This window comes from Aeromonas sp. FDAARGOS 1406 (genome assembly GCF_019048565.1).
Classification (GTDB): Bacteria; Pseudomonadota; Gammaproteobacteria; order Enterobacterales; family Aeromonadaceae; genus Aeromonas; species Aeromonas caviae.
On record NZ_CP077378.1, the window covers coordinates 701,761 to 720,079 of the forward strand.

15 protein-coding genes and 1 pseudogene are annotated in these 18,319 nt (G+C 58.6%); 6 read left to right on the plus strand and 10 right to left on the minus strand.

The window, feature by feature from the left end; all coding sequences use genetic code 11:
* The first annotated feature begins 50 nt into the window (after positions 1–50).
* On the plus strand, positions 51–269 hold the full coding sequence (gene infA / locus I6L36_RS03220) for a translation initiation factor IF-1 (RefSeq protein WP_005300033.1): 219 nt from the start codon (positions 51–53) through the stop codon (positions 267–269).
* Positions 270–338: 69 nt separating this feature from the next.
* Here the strand turns inward: infA and clpA are convergent, their stop codons facing one another.
* Complete coding sequence (gene clpA, locus I6L36_RS03225) at positions 339–2,591, minus strand: ATP-dependent Clp protease ATP-binding subunit ClpA (RefSeq protein ID WP_109112641.1); 2,253 nt, start codon at positions 2,589–2,591, stop codon at positions 339–341.
* 60 nt (positions 2,592–2,651) lie between these two features.
* Positions 2,652–2,969 carry an ATP-dependent Clp protease adapter ClpS gene (clpS, locus tag I6L36_RS03230; protein WP_005325410.1) on the minus strand — a complete coding sequence of 106 codons (318 nt, stop codon included), beginning with the start codon at positions 2,967–2,969 and terminating at the stop codon, positions 2,652–2,654.
* Between the two features lie 228 nt (positions 2,970–3,197).
* On the opposite strand from clpS, the gene cspD reads away from it, so the two are divergent.
* On the plus strand, positions 3,198–3,416 hold the full coding sequence (cspD, locus tag I6L36_RS03235) for a cold shock-like protein CspD (RefSeq protein ID WP_010674510.1): 219 nt from the start codon (positions 3,198–3,200) through the stop codon (positions 3,414–3,416).
* A 116-nt stretch (positions 3,417–3,532) separates the two neighbouring features.
* Here the strand turns inward: cspD and asd are convergent, their stop codons facing one another.
* Positions 3,533–4,645 (minus strand): aspartate-semialdehyde dehydrogenase, encoded by a 1,113-nt coding sequence (asd, locus tag I6L36_RS03240; RefSeq protein ID WP_042016283.1) that lies wholly within the window; start codon positions 4,643–4,645, stop codon positions 3,533–3,535.
* A 339-nt stretch (positions 4,646–4,984) separates the two neighbouring features.
* Here asd and sugE point away from each other — a divergent pair, with 339 nt between their 5' ends.
* A complete protein-coding gene (gene sugE, locus I6L36_RS03245; protein WP_041215293.1) occupies positions 4,985–5,299 on the plus strand; it encodes a quaternary ammonium compound efflux SMR transporter SugE in 315 nt (104 codons plus the stop codon).
* Between the two features lie 226 nt (positions 5,300–5,525).
* Here the strand turns inward: sugE and I6L36_RS03250 are convergent, their stop codons facing one another.
* Positions 5,526–6,209, minus strand: a complete 684-nt coding sequence (locus I6L36_RS03250) for a B3/4 domain-containing protein (RefSeq protein ID WP_109112642.1) — start codon at positions 6,207–6,209, stop codon at positions 5,526–5,528.
* A gap of 333 nt (positions 6,210–6,542) precedes the next feature.
* Between I6L36_RS03250 and ycaO the strand changes: the two genes are divergently transcribed.
* The 3 genes from ycaO to pflB all read left to right on the plus strand — a co-directional run bounded on the left by ycaO (position 6,543) and on the right by pflB (position 11,858).
* Positions 6,543–8,303 (plus strand): 30S ribosomal protein S12 methylthiotransferase accessory factor YcaO, encoded by a 1,761-nt coding sequence (ycaO, locus tag I6L36_RS03255; protein WP_010674506.1) that lies wholly within the window; start codon positions 6,543–6,545, stop codon positions 8,301–8,303.
* A 382-nt stretch (positions 8,304–8,685) separates the two neighbouring features.
* Positions 8,686–9,534: a formate transporter FocA gene (gene focA, locus I6L36_RS03260; protein ID WP_160838525.1), complete on the plus strand. Its 849-nt coding sequence runs from the start codon at positions 8,686–8,688 to the stop codon at positions 9,532–9,534.
* 41 nt (positions 9,535–9,575) lie between these two features.
* Complete coding sequence (gene pflB / locus I6L36_RS03265) at positions 9,576–11,858, plus strand: formate C-acetyltransferase (protein WP_010674504.1); 2,283 nt, start codon at positions 9,576–9,578, stop codon at positions 11,856–11,858.
* 654 nt (positions 11,859–12,512) lie between these two features.
* Here the strand turns inward: pflB and I6L36_RS03270 are convergent.
* The 6 genes and pseudogenes from I6L36_RS03270 to odhB all read right to left on the minus strand — a co-directional run bounded on the left by I6L36_RS03270 (position 12,513) and on the right by odhB (position 18,248).
* Complete coding sequence (locus tag I6L36_RS03270; protein ID WP_109113289.1) at positions 12,513–12,980, minus strand: YcgN family cysteine cluster protein; 468 nt, start codon at positions 12,978–12,980, stop codon at positions 12,513–12,515.
* A gap of 247 nt (positions 12,981–13,227) precedes the next feature.
* Positions 13,228–13,368, minus strand: a pseudogene (locus I6L36_RS03275) (IS1595 family transposase); the annotation flags it as partial.
* Positions 13,369–13,439: 71 nt separating this feature from the next.
* Positions 13,440–14,780 carry an IS4 family transposase gene (locus I6L36_RS03280; protein ID WP_216986961.1) on the minus strand — a complete coding sequence of 447 codons (1,341 nt, stop codon included), beginning with the start codon at positions 14,778–14,780 and terminating at the stop codon, positions 13,440–13,442.
* Between the two features lie 129 nt (positions 14,781–14,909).
* Positions 14,910–15,782 (minus strand): succinate--CoA ligase subunit alpha, encoded by an 873-nt coding sequence (gene sucD / locus I6L36_RS03285; protein ID WP_005300222.1) that lies wholly within the window; start codon positions 15,780–15,782, stop codon positions 14,910–14,912.
* A complete protein-coding gene (sucC, locus tag I6L36_RS03290; protein ID WP_005300220.1) occupies positions 15,782–16,948 on the minus strand; it encodes an ADP-forming succinate--CoA ligase subunit beta in 1,167 nt (388 codons plus the stop codon). The genes sucD and sucC overlap by 1 nt, the downstream gene beginning before the upstream one ends.
* A 106-nt stretch (positions 16,949–17,054) precedes the next feature.
* Complete coding sequence (gene odhB, locus I6L36_RS03295; RefSeq protein ID WP_042863770.1) at positions 17,055–18,248, minus strand: 2-oxoglutarate dehydrogenase complex dihydrolipoyllysine-residue succinyltransferase; 1,194 nt, start codon at positions 18,246–18,248, stop codon at positions 17,055–17,057.
* Positions 18,249–18,319 lie beyond the last annotated feature (71 nt).

The window sequence follows — 18,319 nt, forward strand, 5'->3', positions numbered from 1 at the left end:
AATCCGGCATGATCCAGCGGTTTTTTGTTGTGGCTTATCAAGAGGATTCAATGGCTAAAGAAGACAGTATTGAGATGCAGGGTACCATTCTCGAAACCTTGCCCAATACCATGTTCCGTGTGGAACTGGAAAATGGTCACGTGGTTATCGCTCATATTTCCGGCAAGATGCGCAAAAACTACATCCGTATCCTGACTGGGGACAAAGTAACGGTGGCTCTGACTCCGTACGATCTCTCCAAGGGACGTATTGTTTTCCGCTCTCGCTAAGCCAGGAATTCAGCAAAAAACCCCAGCCTCTCGGTTGGGGTTTTTTGTCATTTCCGGCCTTGCTCACAGTCAGTGAGAGACAGCTTCAACGTTGACCTGAAAATCAAAGCTGAGGCTGTTGTTCACCAGCTCGACCTTCACGATGCCGCCATCGACCAGGGAACCGAACAGGATCTCGTTGGCCAGGGGCTTCTTGAGGTGCTCCTGAATGACCCGGCCCATGGGTCTTGCCCCCATTGCCCTGTCATACCCTTTCTCTGCCAACCAGTGGCGCGCCTCTTCAGACACCTCCAGTGAAACGCCCTTGGCATCCAGCTGAACCTGCAACTCGACGATGAACTTGTCGACCACCTGATGGATCACTCCCATGTCGAGATGGTTGAACCAGATGGTGTGATCGAGCCGGTTGCGGAACTCCGGACTGAACGTCTTGTTGATCACCGCCATGGCATCGTGGCTCATGTCCTGCTGCTGGAAACCGATGGACTTGCGCTGGGTCTCCTGAACCCCTGCGTTGGTGGTCATCACCAGGATCACATTGCGAAAATCTGCCTTGCGCCCGTTGTTGTCCGTCAGGGTGCCGTTGTCCATCACCTGCAGCAGCAGGTTGAAGACATCCGGATGCGCCTTCTCGATCTCGTCAAGCAGCACGACGGAGTGCGGATGCTTGAGAACGGAGTCGGTCAACAGCCCTCCCTGCTCGAATCCCACGTAACCGGGAGGAGCCCCGATCAACCGGGACACGGTATGGCGTTCCATGTATTCCGACATGTCAAATCGCAATACCTCGACCCCGAGCGCCTTGCCAAGTTGCTGGGTCACTTCGGTCTTGCCCACCCCGGTCGGGCCAGCAAACAGGAAGCAGCCCACAGGTCGGCGTTCGTTGCCAAGCCCTGAACGTGACAACCGAATGGAATCGGTCAGCACCTCGATGGCCTTGTCCTGCCCGAACACCACCATCTTGAGATTGCGCTCCAGGTTCTTCAGCACCTCCTTGTCGGAGGAGGAGACAGATTTCTCTGGTATACGGGCAATCTTGGCAACAATGGCCTCGATTTCCGGCACATTGATCACCTTCTTGCGCTTGCTGACGGGCAAGAGGCGTTGCCCTGCACCCGCTTCGTCGATGACGTCGATGGCCTTGTCAGGCAGATGGCGATCATTGATGTACTTGGCGGATAGCTCCACCGCCGCCCGGATCGCCTTGACGGTGTAACGCACGCCATGGTGAGACTCATAACGGCTCTTGAGTCCCATCAGAATGCGAGTGGTGTCGTCTACTGTGGGTTCGACGATGTCGATCTTCTGGAAGCGACGAGCCAGAGCCCTGTCCTTCTCGAAGATCTGGGCATATTCCTGGTAGGTGGTGGAGCCCACGCAGCGCAGCAAACCATTGGAGAGCAGCGGCTTGATGAGGTTGGCCGCATCCAGCTGGCCACCGGAAGCCGCACCAGCGCCAATGATGGTGTGGATCTCGTCGATGAAGAGGATGGCCCCCTCCTGACGTTCGATCTGCTTGAGCAGCACCTTGAGGCGCTTCTCGAAGTCACCACGATACTTGGTGCCCGCCAGCAGGGAGCCCATGTCCAGGGAGTAGATGGTGCTACCCGCAATCACCTCGGGCACATCCCCCTTGACGATACGGTAGGCAAGCCCTTCGGCGATGGCGGTCTTGCCCACACCGGCTTCCCCGACCAGCAAGGGGTTGTTCTTACGGCGGCGGCACAATACCTGAATGGTGCGATTGAGCTCCTGATCACGGCCGATGAGCGGATCGATACGCCCCTCCAGCACCAGCTGGTTGAGGTTGGTGGCAAAGCTTTCTATCTGGGCAGAGGATACCTCGTCATCAGATTCAGCATTGTTGCCACCACTCTCGGGCTTGTTGTCCTTGCGCACCCCGTGGGACAGGAAGTTCACCACATCCAGGCGACTTATTTCGGCTTTTTTCAGGAAGTAGGCGGCCTGGGACTCTTGTTCGCTGAAGATGGCGACCAGGACATTGGCGCCGCTCACCTCGGTATTGCCGGACGACTGGACATGGAAGACGGCACGTTGCAGCACGCGCTGGAAGCCCAGCGTCGGCTGGGTTTCCCTGTCTTCGTCGTCACGGGGGATGAGCGGGGTCGTTTGATTGATGAAGGCGCGGATCTCTTTGCGCATCTGTTCCACATCCGCACCACATGAACTCAGCGCCTCATGGGCTGAGCTGTTATCCAGCAGGGCCAACAACAGGTGCTCGACGGTCATGAATTCGTGGCGCTCTTCACGGGCCAGTTTGAAAGCCTCGTTCAGCGTCTTTTCTAGATCTTTGTTCAACATAGGCACCTCCCCTCAGTACAGCAACAATGCGGTGTCGTTATCGCCATCAAGTCATCAGATTCAAGCCTTTTCCATGGTACATAGCAGTGGATGTTCGTTGTTACGTGAATAGGTGTTGACCTGGACCACTTTGGTCTCGGCAATCTCGGCGGTAAATGTGCCGCAGACTCCCTTACCACTATAATGCACGCTCAGCATCACCTGAGTGGCCTTCTCCAGATCCATACCAAAGAACCTTTGCAGCACCTCCACCACGAACTCCATCGGTGTGTAGTCGTCGTTGTTCAGGACGACCTTGTACATGGGTGGCGGTTGCAGCTTCGTTTTCTCTGCCTCTGCAATCTCTTCATTAGCAAAGAGTTCTTTCTGCTTGCTCATAGTTGCGCTTTGGTACCTCTAGATTACTACCGTATCGCTCAAGATTGTCAATAGACTTGTTAATCAGATCACATCGGTTGTTAACAACTTCTTGACTCGCTTAAAAGTTGGACTAGATTGGTTACTTGCTAATCGGCGCCCGTCTGCTACGGGGTCATGCCCTAGTTATATAAGGCTGGCGCAGGTTACTCAACGACTTCAGGGTAATCAATAAAAGGATGTAGATGTATGGCAACCGGAACAGTCAAGTGGTTCAACAACGCAAAAGGATTTGGGTTTATCTGTCCGGAAGGCGGTGGTGAAGACATCTTCGCTCACTACTCCACGATTCAAATGGAAGGTTACAAGACCTTGAAAGCAGGTCAGGCAGTCAACTTTGAACTGCAGCAGGGGCCGAAAGGAAATCATGCCTCTGTCATCGTGCCAAACGAAGCACAGAACATCTAAGAGTCAAACTGGATAAATTAAAAAGCGGCATCCCAAGGGATGCCGCTTTTTTATGGACAGGCACGAAGAGGGGAACAAGAAAGGCCAAGCCTTCCCTGTTCCCTGCTGCCGCTACCTCAGCGGGCCAGCAGGATGTTCAGCATACGACGCAGCGGCTCGGCGGCGCCCCACAGCAGTTGGTCACCCACGGTAAAGGCGGCCAGGTACTCCGGGCCCATATTGAGCTTGCGCAGACGACCGACCGGGATGCTGAGGGTGCCGGTGACGGCGGCCGGGGTCAGCTCGCGGGCGGTGATGTCGCGATCGTTGGGGATCACCTTGACCCAGTCGTTGTGGGCGGCCAGCAGAGCTTCGATCTCGGCCAGCGGCACATCCTTTTTCAGCTTGATGGTGAAGGCCTGGCTGTGGCAGCGCAGGGCCCCGATCCGCACGCACAGACCATCCACCGGGATAGCGGCGTTTTCGATACCCAGGATCTTGTTGGTCTCGGCCTGGCCCTTCCACTCTTCACGGCTCTGGCCGTTGTCGAGCTTGGTGTCGATCCAGGGAATGAGGCCACCGGCCAGTGGCACGCCGAAATTATCCACCGGCAGGGTGCCGGAGCGGGTCTTCTCGGTGATCTTGCGCTCGATGTCGAGGATGGCGGAGGCGGGATCCGCCAGCTCCACCGCCACTTCATCCCGCAGCATGCCCATCTGGGTGACCAGCTCGCGCATATGGCGGGCACCACCACCGGAGGCCGCCTGATAGGTGGCCACGCTCACCCACTCCACCAGATCGGCCTTGAACAGGCCACCCAGGGCCAGCAGCATCAGGCTGACGGTGCAGTTGCCGCCAACGAAGGTCTTGATGCCGTTGTTCAGGGCATCTTCAATGACGTCGCCGTTGACCGGATCCAGAATGATAACGGCGTCCTTCTCCATGCGCAGGGAGGAGGCGGCATCAATCCAGTAGCCCTGCCAGCCGGCGGCTTTCAGGCGCGGATAGACATCCTTGGTGTAGTCGCCGCCCTGGGCGGTGATGATGACGTCCTGCGCGGCCAGCGCCTCGAGATCGAAGGCGTCCTGCAGGGTGCCGGCATCGACGCCAAAATTGGGGGCGGCCTCACCGGCCTGGGAGGTGGTGAAGAAGGTGGGTTGAATGCGGGCAAAATCCTTCTCTTCCTGCATCCGGCTCATCAACACCGAACCCACCATGCCACGCCAACCGACCAAACCTACTTTTTTCATATTGTCCTACCCTGGATAGCTGCTTATAGAAATCGTGTGTGGTACCCGTGACCCCTGCCTTGGCGCCAGCCGTTTACAAGGGATTCACAATATATGAGTTGCAAAAAATGCGTCTGTCCACATTACGGATTGTGACGGCGGGCGCAAGTCGAATTGCGCAATATTCTGTGCCATTCGCTGCAATATCCGTCGGCCTGGCCGACCTGCGGGCAGCCGGTTGGCATCCTGCCTCCAGTTGGGGCATCATTGAGACCGACCGGCAGCCCCGCTGCCCCTCGGGGACGGCCCCGAGGCCTCCTGATACGCAGGGACGACCCTGCTTCCTGCGGAATCTGCCTTATGTCCTGGTTGCTATTGCTGTTGGCCGGCCTGTTCGAGGTCGCCTGGGCCATCGGCCTCAAGTACACCGACGGTTTCAGCCGTCCCCTCCCCACCCTGCTGACCCTGATCGCCATGGCCGTGAGCGTGCTGCTGCTCGCCATGGCGGTCAAACAGCTGCCCCTTGGCACCGCCTATGCGGTCTGGACCGGCATCGGCGCAGTCGGCACCGTGCTGATGGGGATCTGGCTGTTCAACGAACCGGCCACCCTGGCCCGGGTGCTCTGCCTGCTGCTCATCATCGTCGGCATTCTGGGGTTGAAGTTCATCGGTTAGGCGCGATGAAAGGGCCGGGTACACCGGCCCCGACGTGGCAAGCTCCAGGGGGCGATGTCAGCCCGGCGTGTTGCTGTGTTCCTCTGCTTGCAGATGTGTTCACAGGCGGTGGGGAAAGGCGGGTGGCACAGACGTGGCATGGCGCGTGATGGCGAGCAAGATCCGCCCCATGACCGCCCGGGCGAGCATGGGGCGCCTCCTTTTATCTTTCCGTCTGCTCCTTCAATCACTCCACCAGCGTCTGCTCGATGCGGGCCCCAGGCATCATCTGCGTGAGACCGGCAATCAGCCTGTCGCCGGCCTCCCACAAGGCTGTGCGCGGCATCGGCGGCAGACACTCCAGAATGAACCACATCCGGGGGGAAGAGAGGCTCAGGCGAGTGCGGATCCCCTGGCGCCAGTTCCAGCGGCGACAGGTGACGCCGAGATCGTCCCGCCACACCACCTCTCCTGGAGCCGGTGCCTCCTGGGTTGGCAGCCCTTCTTTGAGGGTGTCAAAGCATTCGCTGCCATCGGCAATCACCAGGCGCGGCGCTCCCACATAGGCCGCCAGATCCTCCCCGCCCACGGGAATGGCATACTCGATGCTGATGGCGTTGTAGAGATCGACCACGGGATCGATGGCGGGCAAGACGCCATCGCGCAGCATCCGCTTGCGCAGTGCCTGGGCCGAGCAGGGCGTGCGGGCAGGCTTGGCGCCAAACCCCTTGAACACCTGATCCCAGGCGGCCAGATGTTCAAGGGCCCAGGGGGCCTCGTCGGTGCCAAGGGCCGCACATGCCCGGGCCAGGGCCCGCTCCCCCACCAGAGTGTCAATCACGGGGGCGGCTTCCACTACGATGCTGAGGGCACAAAAGCCCGGCGCCAACCTGGCTATCTCGGGGTCTATACGGGGGATCATCGGGAACATTCAGCACTCCTGGTCAAGGTTCATCAAGACGGGGGGGGAACGGGCACGGGCGCTCCCCTCTTTTCCTTCCCCCGCCAACGGTTGACGCCATGATGAAGGGCACAGGGTCATAATAAAATTTACTTTATCTTAATTATGTTAAGTAAAACTGATGACCCAACCCTCTTTCCCATGAAAAATCGCCGCCCCGCAGCGCACCGCCCGGTCCCACTACCACACCCCGCCCATCCAATGCAGGCCTGGGCAAGCCCACACCATTGCCCTGGCCGCTTTCCCCGTCACTCATGCTATTATCTGCGTCCAAACATGAGCCCATAAAATCAGGACATTGTGATGACCGACCACACTTTTATTCCCGGCAAGGACGCAGCGCTGGAAGACTCCATCGAACGCTTCCAGACCAAGCTGCAAGCCCTGGGGTTTGATATCGAAGAGGCCTCCTGGCTCAACCCCGTGCCCAACGTCTGGTCCGTGCACATCCGGGACAAGGAATGCGCCCTCTGCTTCACCAACGGCAAGGGTGCCAGCAAGAAGGCGGCGCTCGCCTCCGCCCTTGGCGAGTATTTCGAGCGTCTCTCCACCAACTACTTCTTCGCCGATTTCTACCTGGGCGAGCAGGTCGCCAATGGCGACTTCGTCCACTACCCGAACGAGAAGTGGTTCCCCATCGAGGGGGATCAGCTGCCCGCCGGTCTGCTCGACAGCTTCACCCGCAAGTTCTACAACCCGGACGGTGAAGTGACCGCCGACATGCTGGTGGACCTGCAATCCGGCAACGAGGAGCGCGGCATCGTCGCCCTGCCCTTCGAGCGCCAGTCCGACCACCAGACCGTCTACATCCCGATGAACATCGTCGGCAACCTTTATGTTTCCAACGGCATGAGCGCCGGCAACACCCGCACCGAGGCCCGCACCCAGGGGCTGTCGGAGGTGTTCGAGCGCCACGTGAAGAACAAGATCATCGCCGAGGCCATCAGCCTGCCCCAGATCCCGGGCGAGGTCATCGCCCGTTACCCCGGCATCAAGGCGTCCATCGATGCACTGGAGGCCGAAGGCTTCCCCATCTACAGCTTCGATGCCTCCCTCGGCGGCCGTTATCCGGTCATCTGCGTGGTGCTGCTCAACCCGAGCAACGGCACCTGCTTTGCCTCCTTCGGCGCCCACCCGCGCTTCGAGGTCGCCTTCGAGCGCACCGTCACCGAACTGCTGCAAGGGCGCAGTCTCAAGGATCTGGACGTCTTCGTGCCGCCGTCGTTTGACAACGAGCAGGTGGCGGATCACCACAATCTGGAGACCCACTTCATCGACTCCTCCGGCCTCATCAGCTGGGATCTGTTCAAGGAAGAGTCCGACTTCGAGTTTGCCGACTGGGACTTCCGTGGCACCTCACAAGAGGAGTTCGACCACCTGATCGGCATCTTCCACGAGCTGGAGCAGCCGGTCTACATCGCCGACTACGAGCACCTGGGTGTCTACGCCTGCCGTATCCTGGTGCCCGGCATGTCCGACATCTATCCGGTGGAAGATCTGCTGCTGGCCAACAACACCATGGGGGCCCACCTGCGGGAAACCATCCTGGCGCTGCCGGCGCTCGAGTGGGACGCAGAGCAGTACATGGCCCTGTTCGACCAGCTGGATGAAGAGGGTCACGACGAGCGGACCCGGGTGCGCGAGCTGCTCGGCATCGCCGCCGCCAAGGGCACTGCCCTGCACACCCTGCGCGTCGGTGAGCTCAAAGCCATGCTGGCGCTGGCCGCAGGCGACCTGGAGAGCGCCCTCGACCTCATCGACTGGACCATGGAGTTCAACCAGTCGGTGTTCCCGGCGGATCGCGCCGCTTACTACCGCGCCCTGCGCGCCTGCGTCGAGCTTTTCCTCGACGAGGAACGCGACCCCGAGCAGTACCGTCCGGTGTTCGCCCGCATGTTCGGGGAAGAGACCCTGGCACAGGCGTGGGCCAACGCCCGCGGCGAGGCGCGCTTCCACGGGTTGGAAGCCGCCGATCTCTCCCTCTCCCAGTTCCCGCTGCACCAGAAACTGCTGGCCGCTTACGAGAAATTGCAAAAAGCCAAACGAATCCACACCTGGAACTGATATGCTGATATGACGAAGGGGCCCTGAGGGCCCCTTCTGTTTTATGGTCTACGCTTTGGCTGGCCGTGCCACAAAGATGAAATAAAAGACAAAAAATACCTCTTAGGGGGTTGTTAATTTGGCACTCATGGTGCAGTGCGGCCGCAAAGGTGCCTGGCCGGTACTTTTTTAAGGGTGTCCTTTATAAGTTCTTAAAAATCATAAAATTAATAACAGACTCATTTCTGTTTCACCTGAAACCTGGTGTAAAGAAACGCTTCCGGATGGTGAAAAATCCTGTAGTAAAATTACATTCACAATCTGTAATTCTTGATCGGAGTCAATTTTGGGGATCAGCCCCTTTGTTATGATTTCCACAGGCAAAATATGCAGGTACTGAGAATTGAAAGCAGAATCTCCCTTTGATTGTCTGAAGCCCGAAGCCATCGCCGCCCTGGCCGAAGACATTACCTATGCCAAGGCCACCAAGCCCGCATACAAGGTCATTCCCCTGGCCATCACCGCTGGCGCCTTCATCTCCATCGCCTTCGTCTTCTATATCACCGTCACCACGGGCTCAAGCGGCATGGCCTGGGGCATGTCCAAGCTGGTGGGCGGCATCTGCTTCTCCCTCGGTCTCATCCTCTGCGTGCTGCTCGGCGCCGAACTGTTCACCTCCACTACCCTCACCCTGGTAGCCAAGGCGGCGAATCGCATCAGCTGGGCCCAGCTGCTCAAGAACTGGGGACTGGTCTACTTCGGCAACCTCATCGGCGGTCTCATCATCGTCGGCCTCATCATCATGTCGGCACAATACACGGCAGCGGATGGCCAGTGGGGGCTGAACGCCATGAAAGTGGCCCAGCACAAGATCCATCACACCTTCTTCGAGGCCGTGGCCCTTGGCATCCTCTGCAACCTCATGGTGTGTCTCGCCGTGTGGATGGCCTTCGGCGCCCGCAGCGCCACCGACAAGGTGATGGTGATGCTGCTTCCCGTCGCCATGTTCGTGGCCTCCGGTTTTGAGCACAGCATTGCAAACATGTTTATGATCCCGGTCGGTATCGCCATCCACAGCGTCGCGAGCCCGGAATTCTGGCAGGCCATCGGCCAGGATCCGGCGACCTTTGCCGACCTGACCGTGTCCAACTTTGTCCTGCACAACCTCATCCCTGTCACCATCGGTAATATCATTGGTGGTGGCGTCATGGTTGGGCTGACTTACTGGTTTATCTTCCGTCGCCATCATTAAGGATGGCGGCAGACACATAAATACCTTGAGAGGTAATGAAAATGGCAGAACTTAACGAACAGTTCCAAAAAGCATGGGAAGGCTTCGCAGCCGGTGAATGGCAGACCTCTGTCAACACCCGTGACTTCATCCAGAAGAACTACACCCCGTATGAAGGTGACGAGTCCTTCCTGGCTGGCGCGACCGAAGCTACCACCAAGCTGTGGGACAAGGTCATGGAAGGCATCAAGATCGAGAACCGCACCCACGCGCCGGTCGATTTTGATACCGACCTGCCCTCCACCATTACCGCTCACGATGCCGGCTATATCGACCAGAGCCTGGAGCAAATCGTTGGTCTGCAGACCGACAAACCGCTCAAGCGCGCCATCATCGCCAACGGCGGTATCAAGATGGTCAAGACCTCTTGCGAAGTGTACGGTCGCCAGCTTGACCCCATGGTCGAGAAGATCTTCACCGAGTACCGCAAGACTCACAACCAGGGCGTGTTCGACGTCTACACCAAAGACATCCTGAACTGCCGCAAGTCCGGCGTCATCACCGGTCTGCCGGATGCCTACGGCCGTGGCCGTATCATCGGTGACTACCGTCGTGTTGCCCTGTACGGTATCGACTTCCTGATGGCCGACAAACTGGCCCAGTTCAAGTCCCTGCAGGCCGATCTGGAAAACGGTGTCAACCTGGAAGCCACCATCCGTCTGCGCGAAGAGATCTCCGAGCAGCACCGTGCCCTGGCCCAGATGAAGGTGATGGCTGCCAAATATGGCTGCGACATTTCCGTACCGGCCAAGACCGCCAAAGAAGCCGTCCAGTGGACCTACTTCGCCTACCTGGCGGCGGTCAAGTCCCAGAACGGCGCGGCCATGTCCTTCGGTCGTACCTCCAGCTTCCTGGACATCTACATCGAGCGTGACCTGCAAAAGGGTCTGATCACCGAGCAAGAAGCCCAGGAGCTGATGGACCACATGGTCATGAAGCTGCGTATGGTTCGCTTCCTGCGTACCCCGGAATACGATTCACTGTTCTCCGGCGACCCGATGTGGGCCACCGAGACCCTGGCCGGTATGGGCGTTGACGGCCGTACCCTGGTCACCAAGAACAGCTTCCGTATGCTGAATACCCTGTACACCATGGGCCCGTCCCCTGAGCCGAACCTGACCATCCTGTGGTCCGAGAAGCTGCCGGTCGGATTCAAGAAGTACTGTGCCAAGGTATCCATCGAGACCTCTTCCGTTCAGTACGAGAACGACGACCTGATGCGTCCGGACTTCAACAACGATGACTACGCCATCGCTTGCTGTGTGTCCCCGATGATCGTCGGCAAACAGATGCAGTTCTTCGGCGCGCGTGCCAACCTGGCCAAGACCATGCTGTATGCAATCAACGGCGGTATGGACGAGAAGCTCAAGATCCAGGTCGGTCCCAAGACCGAAATGGTCACCTCCGAGTACCTCGACTACAACGACGTGATGGACAGACTGGATCACTTCATGGACTGGCTGGCCAAGCAGTATGTCGCCGCCCTGAACATCATCCACTACATGCACGACAAGTACAGCTACGAAGCCTCCCTGATGGCGCTGCACGACCGTGACGTCTATCGCACCATGGCCTGTGGTATCGCCGGTCTGTCAGTCGCCGCTGACTCCCTGTCTGCCATCAAGTACGCCAAGGTCAAGCCGGTACGTGATGCCGATGGCGTCTCCATCGACTTCGAAATCGAAGGCGAGTACCCGCAGTTCGGCAACAACGACGCTCGCGTCGATGACATCGCCTGCGACCTGGTCGAGCGCTTCATGAAGAAGATTCAGAAGCTCAACACCTACCGCGGTGCCGTGGCGACCCAGTCCGTGCTGACCATCACCTCCAACGTGGTGTACGGCAAGAAGACCGGTAACACCCCGGATGGTCGTCGCGCCGGTGCGCCGTTCGGCCCGGGTGCCAACCCGATGCACGGTCGTGATCAGAAGGGTGCCGTTGCTTCCCTGACTTCCGTCGCCAAGCTGCCGTTCGCCTACGCCAAAGATGGTATCTCCTATACCTTCTCCATCGTGCCAAACGCGCTGGGCAAAGACATGGAAGCCCAGAAAGCCAACCTGGCCGGCCTGATGGATGGTTACTTCCACCATGAAGCCAACCTGGAAGGTGGTCAGCACCTGAACGTCAACGTGATGAACCGTGAAATGCTGCTGGACGCCATGGAAAACCCGGAGAAATATCCGCAGTTGACCATCCGCGTATCCGGTTATGCCGTTCGCTTCAACTCCTTGACCAAGGAGCAACAGCAAGACGTCATCACCCGTACCTTCACCGCTTCTCTGTAATAGAGTCTCGGAGAACAAAAACCGGCGCCCAGGCGCCGGTTTTTTTATGGCTGTTTGGCAGTGTGCAAGCCGCTTCCCACCTCCCAGGCCCGCTGGCTCGTGGGCTCTGAGCCGCCCCCTCCGCCAGACATTGGCCCCCATCACGCCTCTCCACTGCCCTCCCGCACTTGATGCAAGGATGCGCTCATCGGCACTCAGGTACTCAGGTACTCAGGTACTCAGGTACTCAGGTACTCAGGTACTCAGGTACTCAGGTACTCAGGTACTCAGGTACTCAGGTACTCAGGTACTCAGAAAAGCAGAGCAGAACCATGCTCGACCACCACGAGTTTTGCATAGCAACCTCGATATATTCCCTCTCCCCTTGGGAGAGGGTCAGGGTGAGGGGAAACCACTCTACATCGCTAGCAAGCGCCAGAAAGCAACAAGGGCTGCAGAGTGTGAACTCTGCAGCCCTTGTGTCATGGATGCGGTTTAACGGGTGCTGGCTGCGTCAGAGGCGACCTCTCACGACTTCACGATGCTTTCATCTCACCATGAAGTTTCAAACTGCCTTTATCGCAAAAAACTGATCACTTATATGCCAAAAACTACAAGGGCAGCGGAGTCTCACTCCCCTGCCCCTATAGTAAGCAATAAACGGTGGTTTAAGGCTTAGCTCGCCCAGGTAATGATATGGTCGGCCCAGTCGCCGGCATGTACCTCATGGATCACCTTGCCGCGCACCGACTGACCGGCCTGGTGCATGGCGCTGCGGCTGCCGGTGATAAGGGGATGCCACTCTGGCAGGCTCTGCCCCTCCGCCAGCAGGCGGTAGGCACAGGTAGAGGGCAGCCAGTTGAACTCGGCAATCTTGTCGTGGGTGATCTGCAGGCAGTCCGGCTCTTTCTTAAAGCGGTTGCCATAGTCGGAGCACTGGCAGGTCTTGGTATTGAGCAGGTTGCAGGCCACGTTGGTGAACACCAGCTCCTCGGTGTCCTCGTCGATCAGCTTGTTCAGGCAGCACTTGCCGCAGCCGTCGCACAGGGACTCCCACTCGGCTGTGGTCATCTGTTGCAGGCTTTTTATCTGCCAGAAGGGGGCGGTCTGCACTTCGTTTAACTGCGGCACTTTTTGCTGCATGGCAATGGGCTCACTCAATACGCTGACAAGCGCGTGGTTATACGCCCTATGGCCCGATTTTTCAAGGTTGGCGGCAGTTTCACCTATTAGCTTCAGACAGACACTCCGGAGCAAATCTGCGATACCACAGTCATCCACATCGTTTTTCTCAGGCAAACTGTTTTTACCCAATGAAAATCAGTCGATAAGACAAACGTAACGATTTATCAGCTACGAGCAAATCTATATTTGTAAAATGTTTTCCTGATTACCCATGACCCTCAGCCAGCTTCAAGAGCCGATATGGCATCGGCGGGCTTGCCACGACTGCATGCCCCAATTCAACAAACATACTCTTGAGGTCAAAACGATGATTAAACCGGAAGCAGTATTCAGCAAGATGCCTTGGGAAGGTGCGAATAAGTCATATGGCACGAGAGCATTTACTGGTAACCCATTGATATTAAATGACTAAAATTTTCATTTTTTGTTCGTGGGATACTTGTTCGCACTTTCCCTAGGTTTTCTCGTCGCATACTTCTGTGGTTTGGCTTTGATGCACCTTGGGTAACTTCGTTCTCGGCGGGCGGGTAACTTGAACTGCTCTGCCTGTTTGTCCAACTCAGCGACACGCCCTGGAACCATGCCCGGTGACACAAACGGCAGGCAACTGAGTTCATGCAGCAGATACACCGATGCCATGTGAAAGCTCAACTGGCTGGCCGTATAGCCCTTTAAGCTCGCCGCCATCCTAACCATCTGATATCTCAGTAGGTTATAGGCCAATACCAAGCCCCATAGCTCCTGCCTTACTCCATCGGGTTTCTTGCTGCGCAGCGTCAGCCGGTGCTGTTGCAGGCTATGTTTCATCTCCCGATAGCCCAGCTCGATTTCCCAGCGATTCTGGTATAGCTCCATCAACTCGCTGGCCGGGAAGCGCAGCGGGTCGGTGAGCGAGGTCAGCACCTGCCGCTCCTTGCCGTTTACCGTCCGGGTCAGCAGCCGGGCTTCGAACTGCTCCGGCAACTCGCTCCACTTCTTCTTGGCCTGCGGACTGGCTCTGAGGCGTACCAGCACATCCTGCCGCCCCAGCTTGCGGATGACCTCGTATTGAGCCCCCTTTTTCAGCGGAATAAGCCAGTGACGCGCTACGCCCTGGCGTTGCCAGGCATGGAGTAACCCCAGTGAGTAGAAGCCCTTATCGAACAGGGTCAGGCTATTATCGGGTGTTTTTTCAATCAGTTGCTCTGCCAACACCATCTCGTTTACCGCACAGGAGTCCATCACTGTCTGGGTCAGCAGATGACTGGTCAGCTCCATCTGACACAACATGCGGACCTGGGGATATTGCGTCTCCCCCTGGACGGTTTTCGACTTGGCAAAGGCGCCGGCATTGTCCGGAGTATCGGGCGTGCGCCAGACCACCCCGTCCACGGCCAGCAGCTGCAAGCCGGCCCAGGTGGGGTGCTGACACAGCTGATGCCAGAGTGTGGCGGTCTGCTGGAACACCTGTCGAACGGCTTGGTCAGCCAGTTTTTGGCGCGCCTGGATGAAGGCGCTGGGGACGACAAACGGCCGGTCGCCGGGTAACAGGATATCGAGCTGGTTGGCCAGCTGGGCCATAGGGACATGACGAAACAAGGACATCCCGATAATGGCCCATAGCACCCGCTCCATGGGCATGCGCCGTCGGCGCAAGGAGACGGAGCCCGTCTCGGCCAAGCAAGCCTGCACCAGTTCAGGTGACAGCAGGTCAGACAGGGACTCAAACTTTCCGGGAGGACAGGCGTGAATGAAGTCGAGAGCTTGGTCGATACGCATAAAAAAATCCGAAACCCAACAAGGAGTTTCGGATTCTTACACAGCCTGAGGATCGGTCAATGGATCCTTAACTGATCGGCATTAGCCCATTGGGCGGCATTTTTATCAGAGATAACTGGCTTGAAGGAATTACCAGCCGGTCACTTCACGCAGGGCCTTGCCGATATCGGCCAAGGAGCGCACGGTTTTCACGCCGGCATCTTCCAGGGCGGCAAATTTCTCGGCCGCGGTGCCTTTACCACCGGCGATGATGGCGCCCGCATGACCCATGCGCTTGCCAGCCGGTGCGGTGACACCCGCGATGTAGGAGACCACCGGCTTGGTGACGTGGGCCTTGATGTAGGCAGCCGCGTCCTCTTCGGCGTTGCCGCCGATCTCGCCGATCATCACGATGGCTTCGGTCTGCGGGTCATTCTGGAACATCTCGAGGATGTCGATAAAGTTGGAGCCCGGGATGGGGTCGCCACCGATACCGACGCAGGTGGACTGGCCGAAGCCCTCGTCCGTGGTCTGCTTGACCGCTTCGTAGGTCAGAGTGCCGGAGCGGGAGACGATGCCCACCTTGCCCGGCTTGTGGATGTGGCCCGGCATGATGCCAATCTTGCACTCACCCGGGGTGATGACACCCGGGCAGTTGGGGCCGATCATCCGCACGCCGGTTTCCTGCAGCTTCACCTTGACGTCCAGCATGTCCAGGGTCGGGATGCCTTCGGTGATGGTGACAATCAGCTTGATGCCGGCATCGATGGCTTCCAGGATGGCGTCCTTACAGAACGGCGCCGGCACATAGATGACGGAGGCAGTGGCGCCGGTGGCTTCCACGGCGTCACGGACGGTGTTGAACACCGGCAGGCCCAGGTGGGTGGTGCCACCCTTGCCCGGGGACACGCCACCAACCATCTGGGTACCGTAGGCAATGGCCTGTTCGGAGTGGAAGGTACCCTGACCGCCGGTAAAGCCCTGGCAGATCACCTTGGTGTCTTTGTTGATCAGAACGCTCATTATTTGGCCTCCGCTGCTTTTACCACTTGCTGAGCTGCGTCAGTCAGACTCGTTGCGGCGATGATATTGAGGCCGCTGTCGGCCAGTTTACGGGCACCCAGTTCGGCGTTGTTGCCTTCCAGACGCACCACCACGGGCACTTTCACACCCACTTCCTTGACGGCGCCGATGATGCCTTCCGCGATCATGTCGCAGCGCACGATGCCACCGAAGATGTTGACCAGCACGGCTTGTACCTTGCTGTCGGAGAGGATGATCTTGAAGGCCTCGGTCACGCGCTCCTTGGTGGCGCCGCCGCCGACGTCCAGGAAGTTGGCCGGGGAACCGCCGTGCAGGTTGACGATGTCCATGGTGCCCATGGCCAGGCCCGCGCCGTTGACCATGCAGCCGATGTTGCCATCGAGGGCCACATAGTTCAGCTCCCACTGGGCGGCGTGCGCTTCGCGGGGGTCATCCTGGGACGGATCGTGCATCTCGCGCAGTTTGGGCTGACGGTACAGGGCGTTGGCGTCGATGTTGATCTTGCCGTCCAGGCAGTGCAGGTTGCCCTTGTCGGTGATGACCAGGGGGTTGATCTCCAGCAGGGCGAAGTCGCAGTCCAGGAACATCTGGCCCAGGCCCATGAAGATCTTGGTGAACTGCTTGATCTGATCGCCGACCAGACCCAGCTTGAAGGCCAGCTCGCGGGCCTGATAAGGCTGCGGGCCTACCAGGGGATCGATGGCAGCCTTGTGAATGAGTTCCGGGGTTTCGTGGGCGACTTTCTCAATCTCCACACCACCTTCGGTGGAAGCCATGAAGACCACGCGGCGAGAGCCACGGTCGACCACGGCGCCCAGGTACAGTTCCTTGGCGATGTCGGTGCAGGACTCCACCAGGATCTTGGTAACCGGCTGACCATTGGCGTCAGTCTGATAGGTCACCAGGTTCTTGCCGAGCCAGTTCTGGGCAAAGGCGCGGATCTCGTCCTTGCTCTTGGCCAGCTTGACGCCGCCCGCTTTACCGCGGCCACCGGCGTGGACCTGGCATTTGACGACCCAGGTGTTGCCGCCAATCTTGTCGGCCGCTTCGGCCGCTTCCTGCGGGGTAGCACAGGCATAACCTTCGGAGACCGGCAGGCCATACTCGGCAAACAGCTGTTTTGCCTGATATTCATGCAGATTCATAGATGCTCTATCCGTGTTGTAGGTATTTCCGTCCGGGGCTCGTGTTTCTCAATCCCCTGTGAATGGGGGCCTGGGCGGCCCCTCGTTATCTTTCAGTCACGCTTGCTCAGACATCCAGCAGCAGACGGGTCGGGTCTTCCAGGAGCTCCTTGATGGAGACCAGGAAGCCCACGGACTCGCGGCCGTCGATGATGCGGTGATCGTAGGAGAGCGCCAGGTACATCATCGGCAGGATCTCGACCTTGCCGTCGACGGCCATGGGGCGGTCCTGGATCTTGTGCATGCCCAGAATGGCGCTCTGGGGCGGGTTGATGATGGGGGTGGACATCAGGGAGCCGAACACGCCACCGTTGGTGATGGTGAAGTTGCCGCCAGTCAGTTCATCCACGGTCAGCTTGCCGTCACGGCCCTTGCCGGCCAGGTCTTTGATGGCCTTCTCGATGTCCGCCAGGCTCATGTTGTCGCAGTCGCGCAGCACCGGGGTCACCAGACCACGGGGGGTGGAGACGGCGATGCTGACATCGAAGTAGTTGTGGTAGACGATGTCGTCACCGTCCAGCGCTGCGTTCACTTCCGGGTAGCGCTTGAGGGATTCGACCACGGCCTTCACATAGAAGGACATGAAGCCGAGCTTGATACCGTGCTTCTTCTCGAAGATCTCGCCGTACTGCTTGCGCAGCTTCATGATGGGCGCCATGTTGATCTCGTTGAAAGTGGTCAGCATAGCGGTGGTGTTCTTGGCCTCCAGCAGACGCTCGGCGATGCGCTTGCGCAGACGGGTCATGGGCACGCGCTTCTCGGTGCGACCAGCCAGCGGCGCAACCGGTGCGGCAGCCACGGGAGCGGCAGCAGTCGGTGCAGCCACCGGAGCCTTGCCCAGATTCTTGATGAAGGCTTCCACGTCTTCCTTGGTGACACGACCACCCTTGCCGGTGCCGGTCAGCTTGGCGACGTCGATGTCGTGCTCGGCCACCATGCGGCGCACGGAAGGGCTCAGGCCATCGGCAGCGTCATCGGCCACGGCTTCCACCGGCTTCTCGCTGGTCGCTTCACCGGCAACGGGGGCCGGCTTGAGCATGGCGATCAGCTGGCGGGAGAGCACGGTCGCCCCTTCGCTCTGCAGGATGTCGCCCAGTACGCCGGCTTCCGGCGCGGGCACTTCCAGCACGACTTTATCGGTTTCGATGTCAACCAGCACTTCGTCACGGGCAACCAGATCACCCGGTTTCTTGTGCCAGGTCGCGATGGTGGCATCCGCCACTGATTCCGGCAGGTCCGGTACCTTGATCTCGATAGTCATGTAATCAGTTCCTTGTTACTTCTTGGCCAGCAGGCTTGTTCCAGGTCAGAGAGGGTCCCGACACGGGCCCT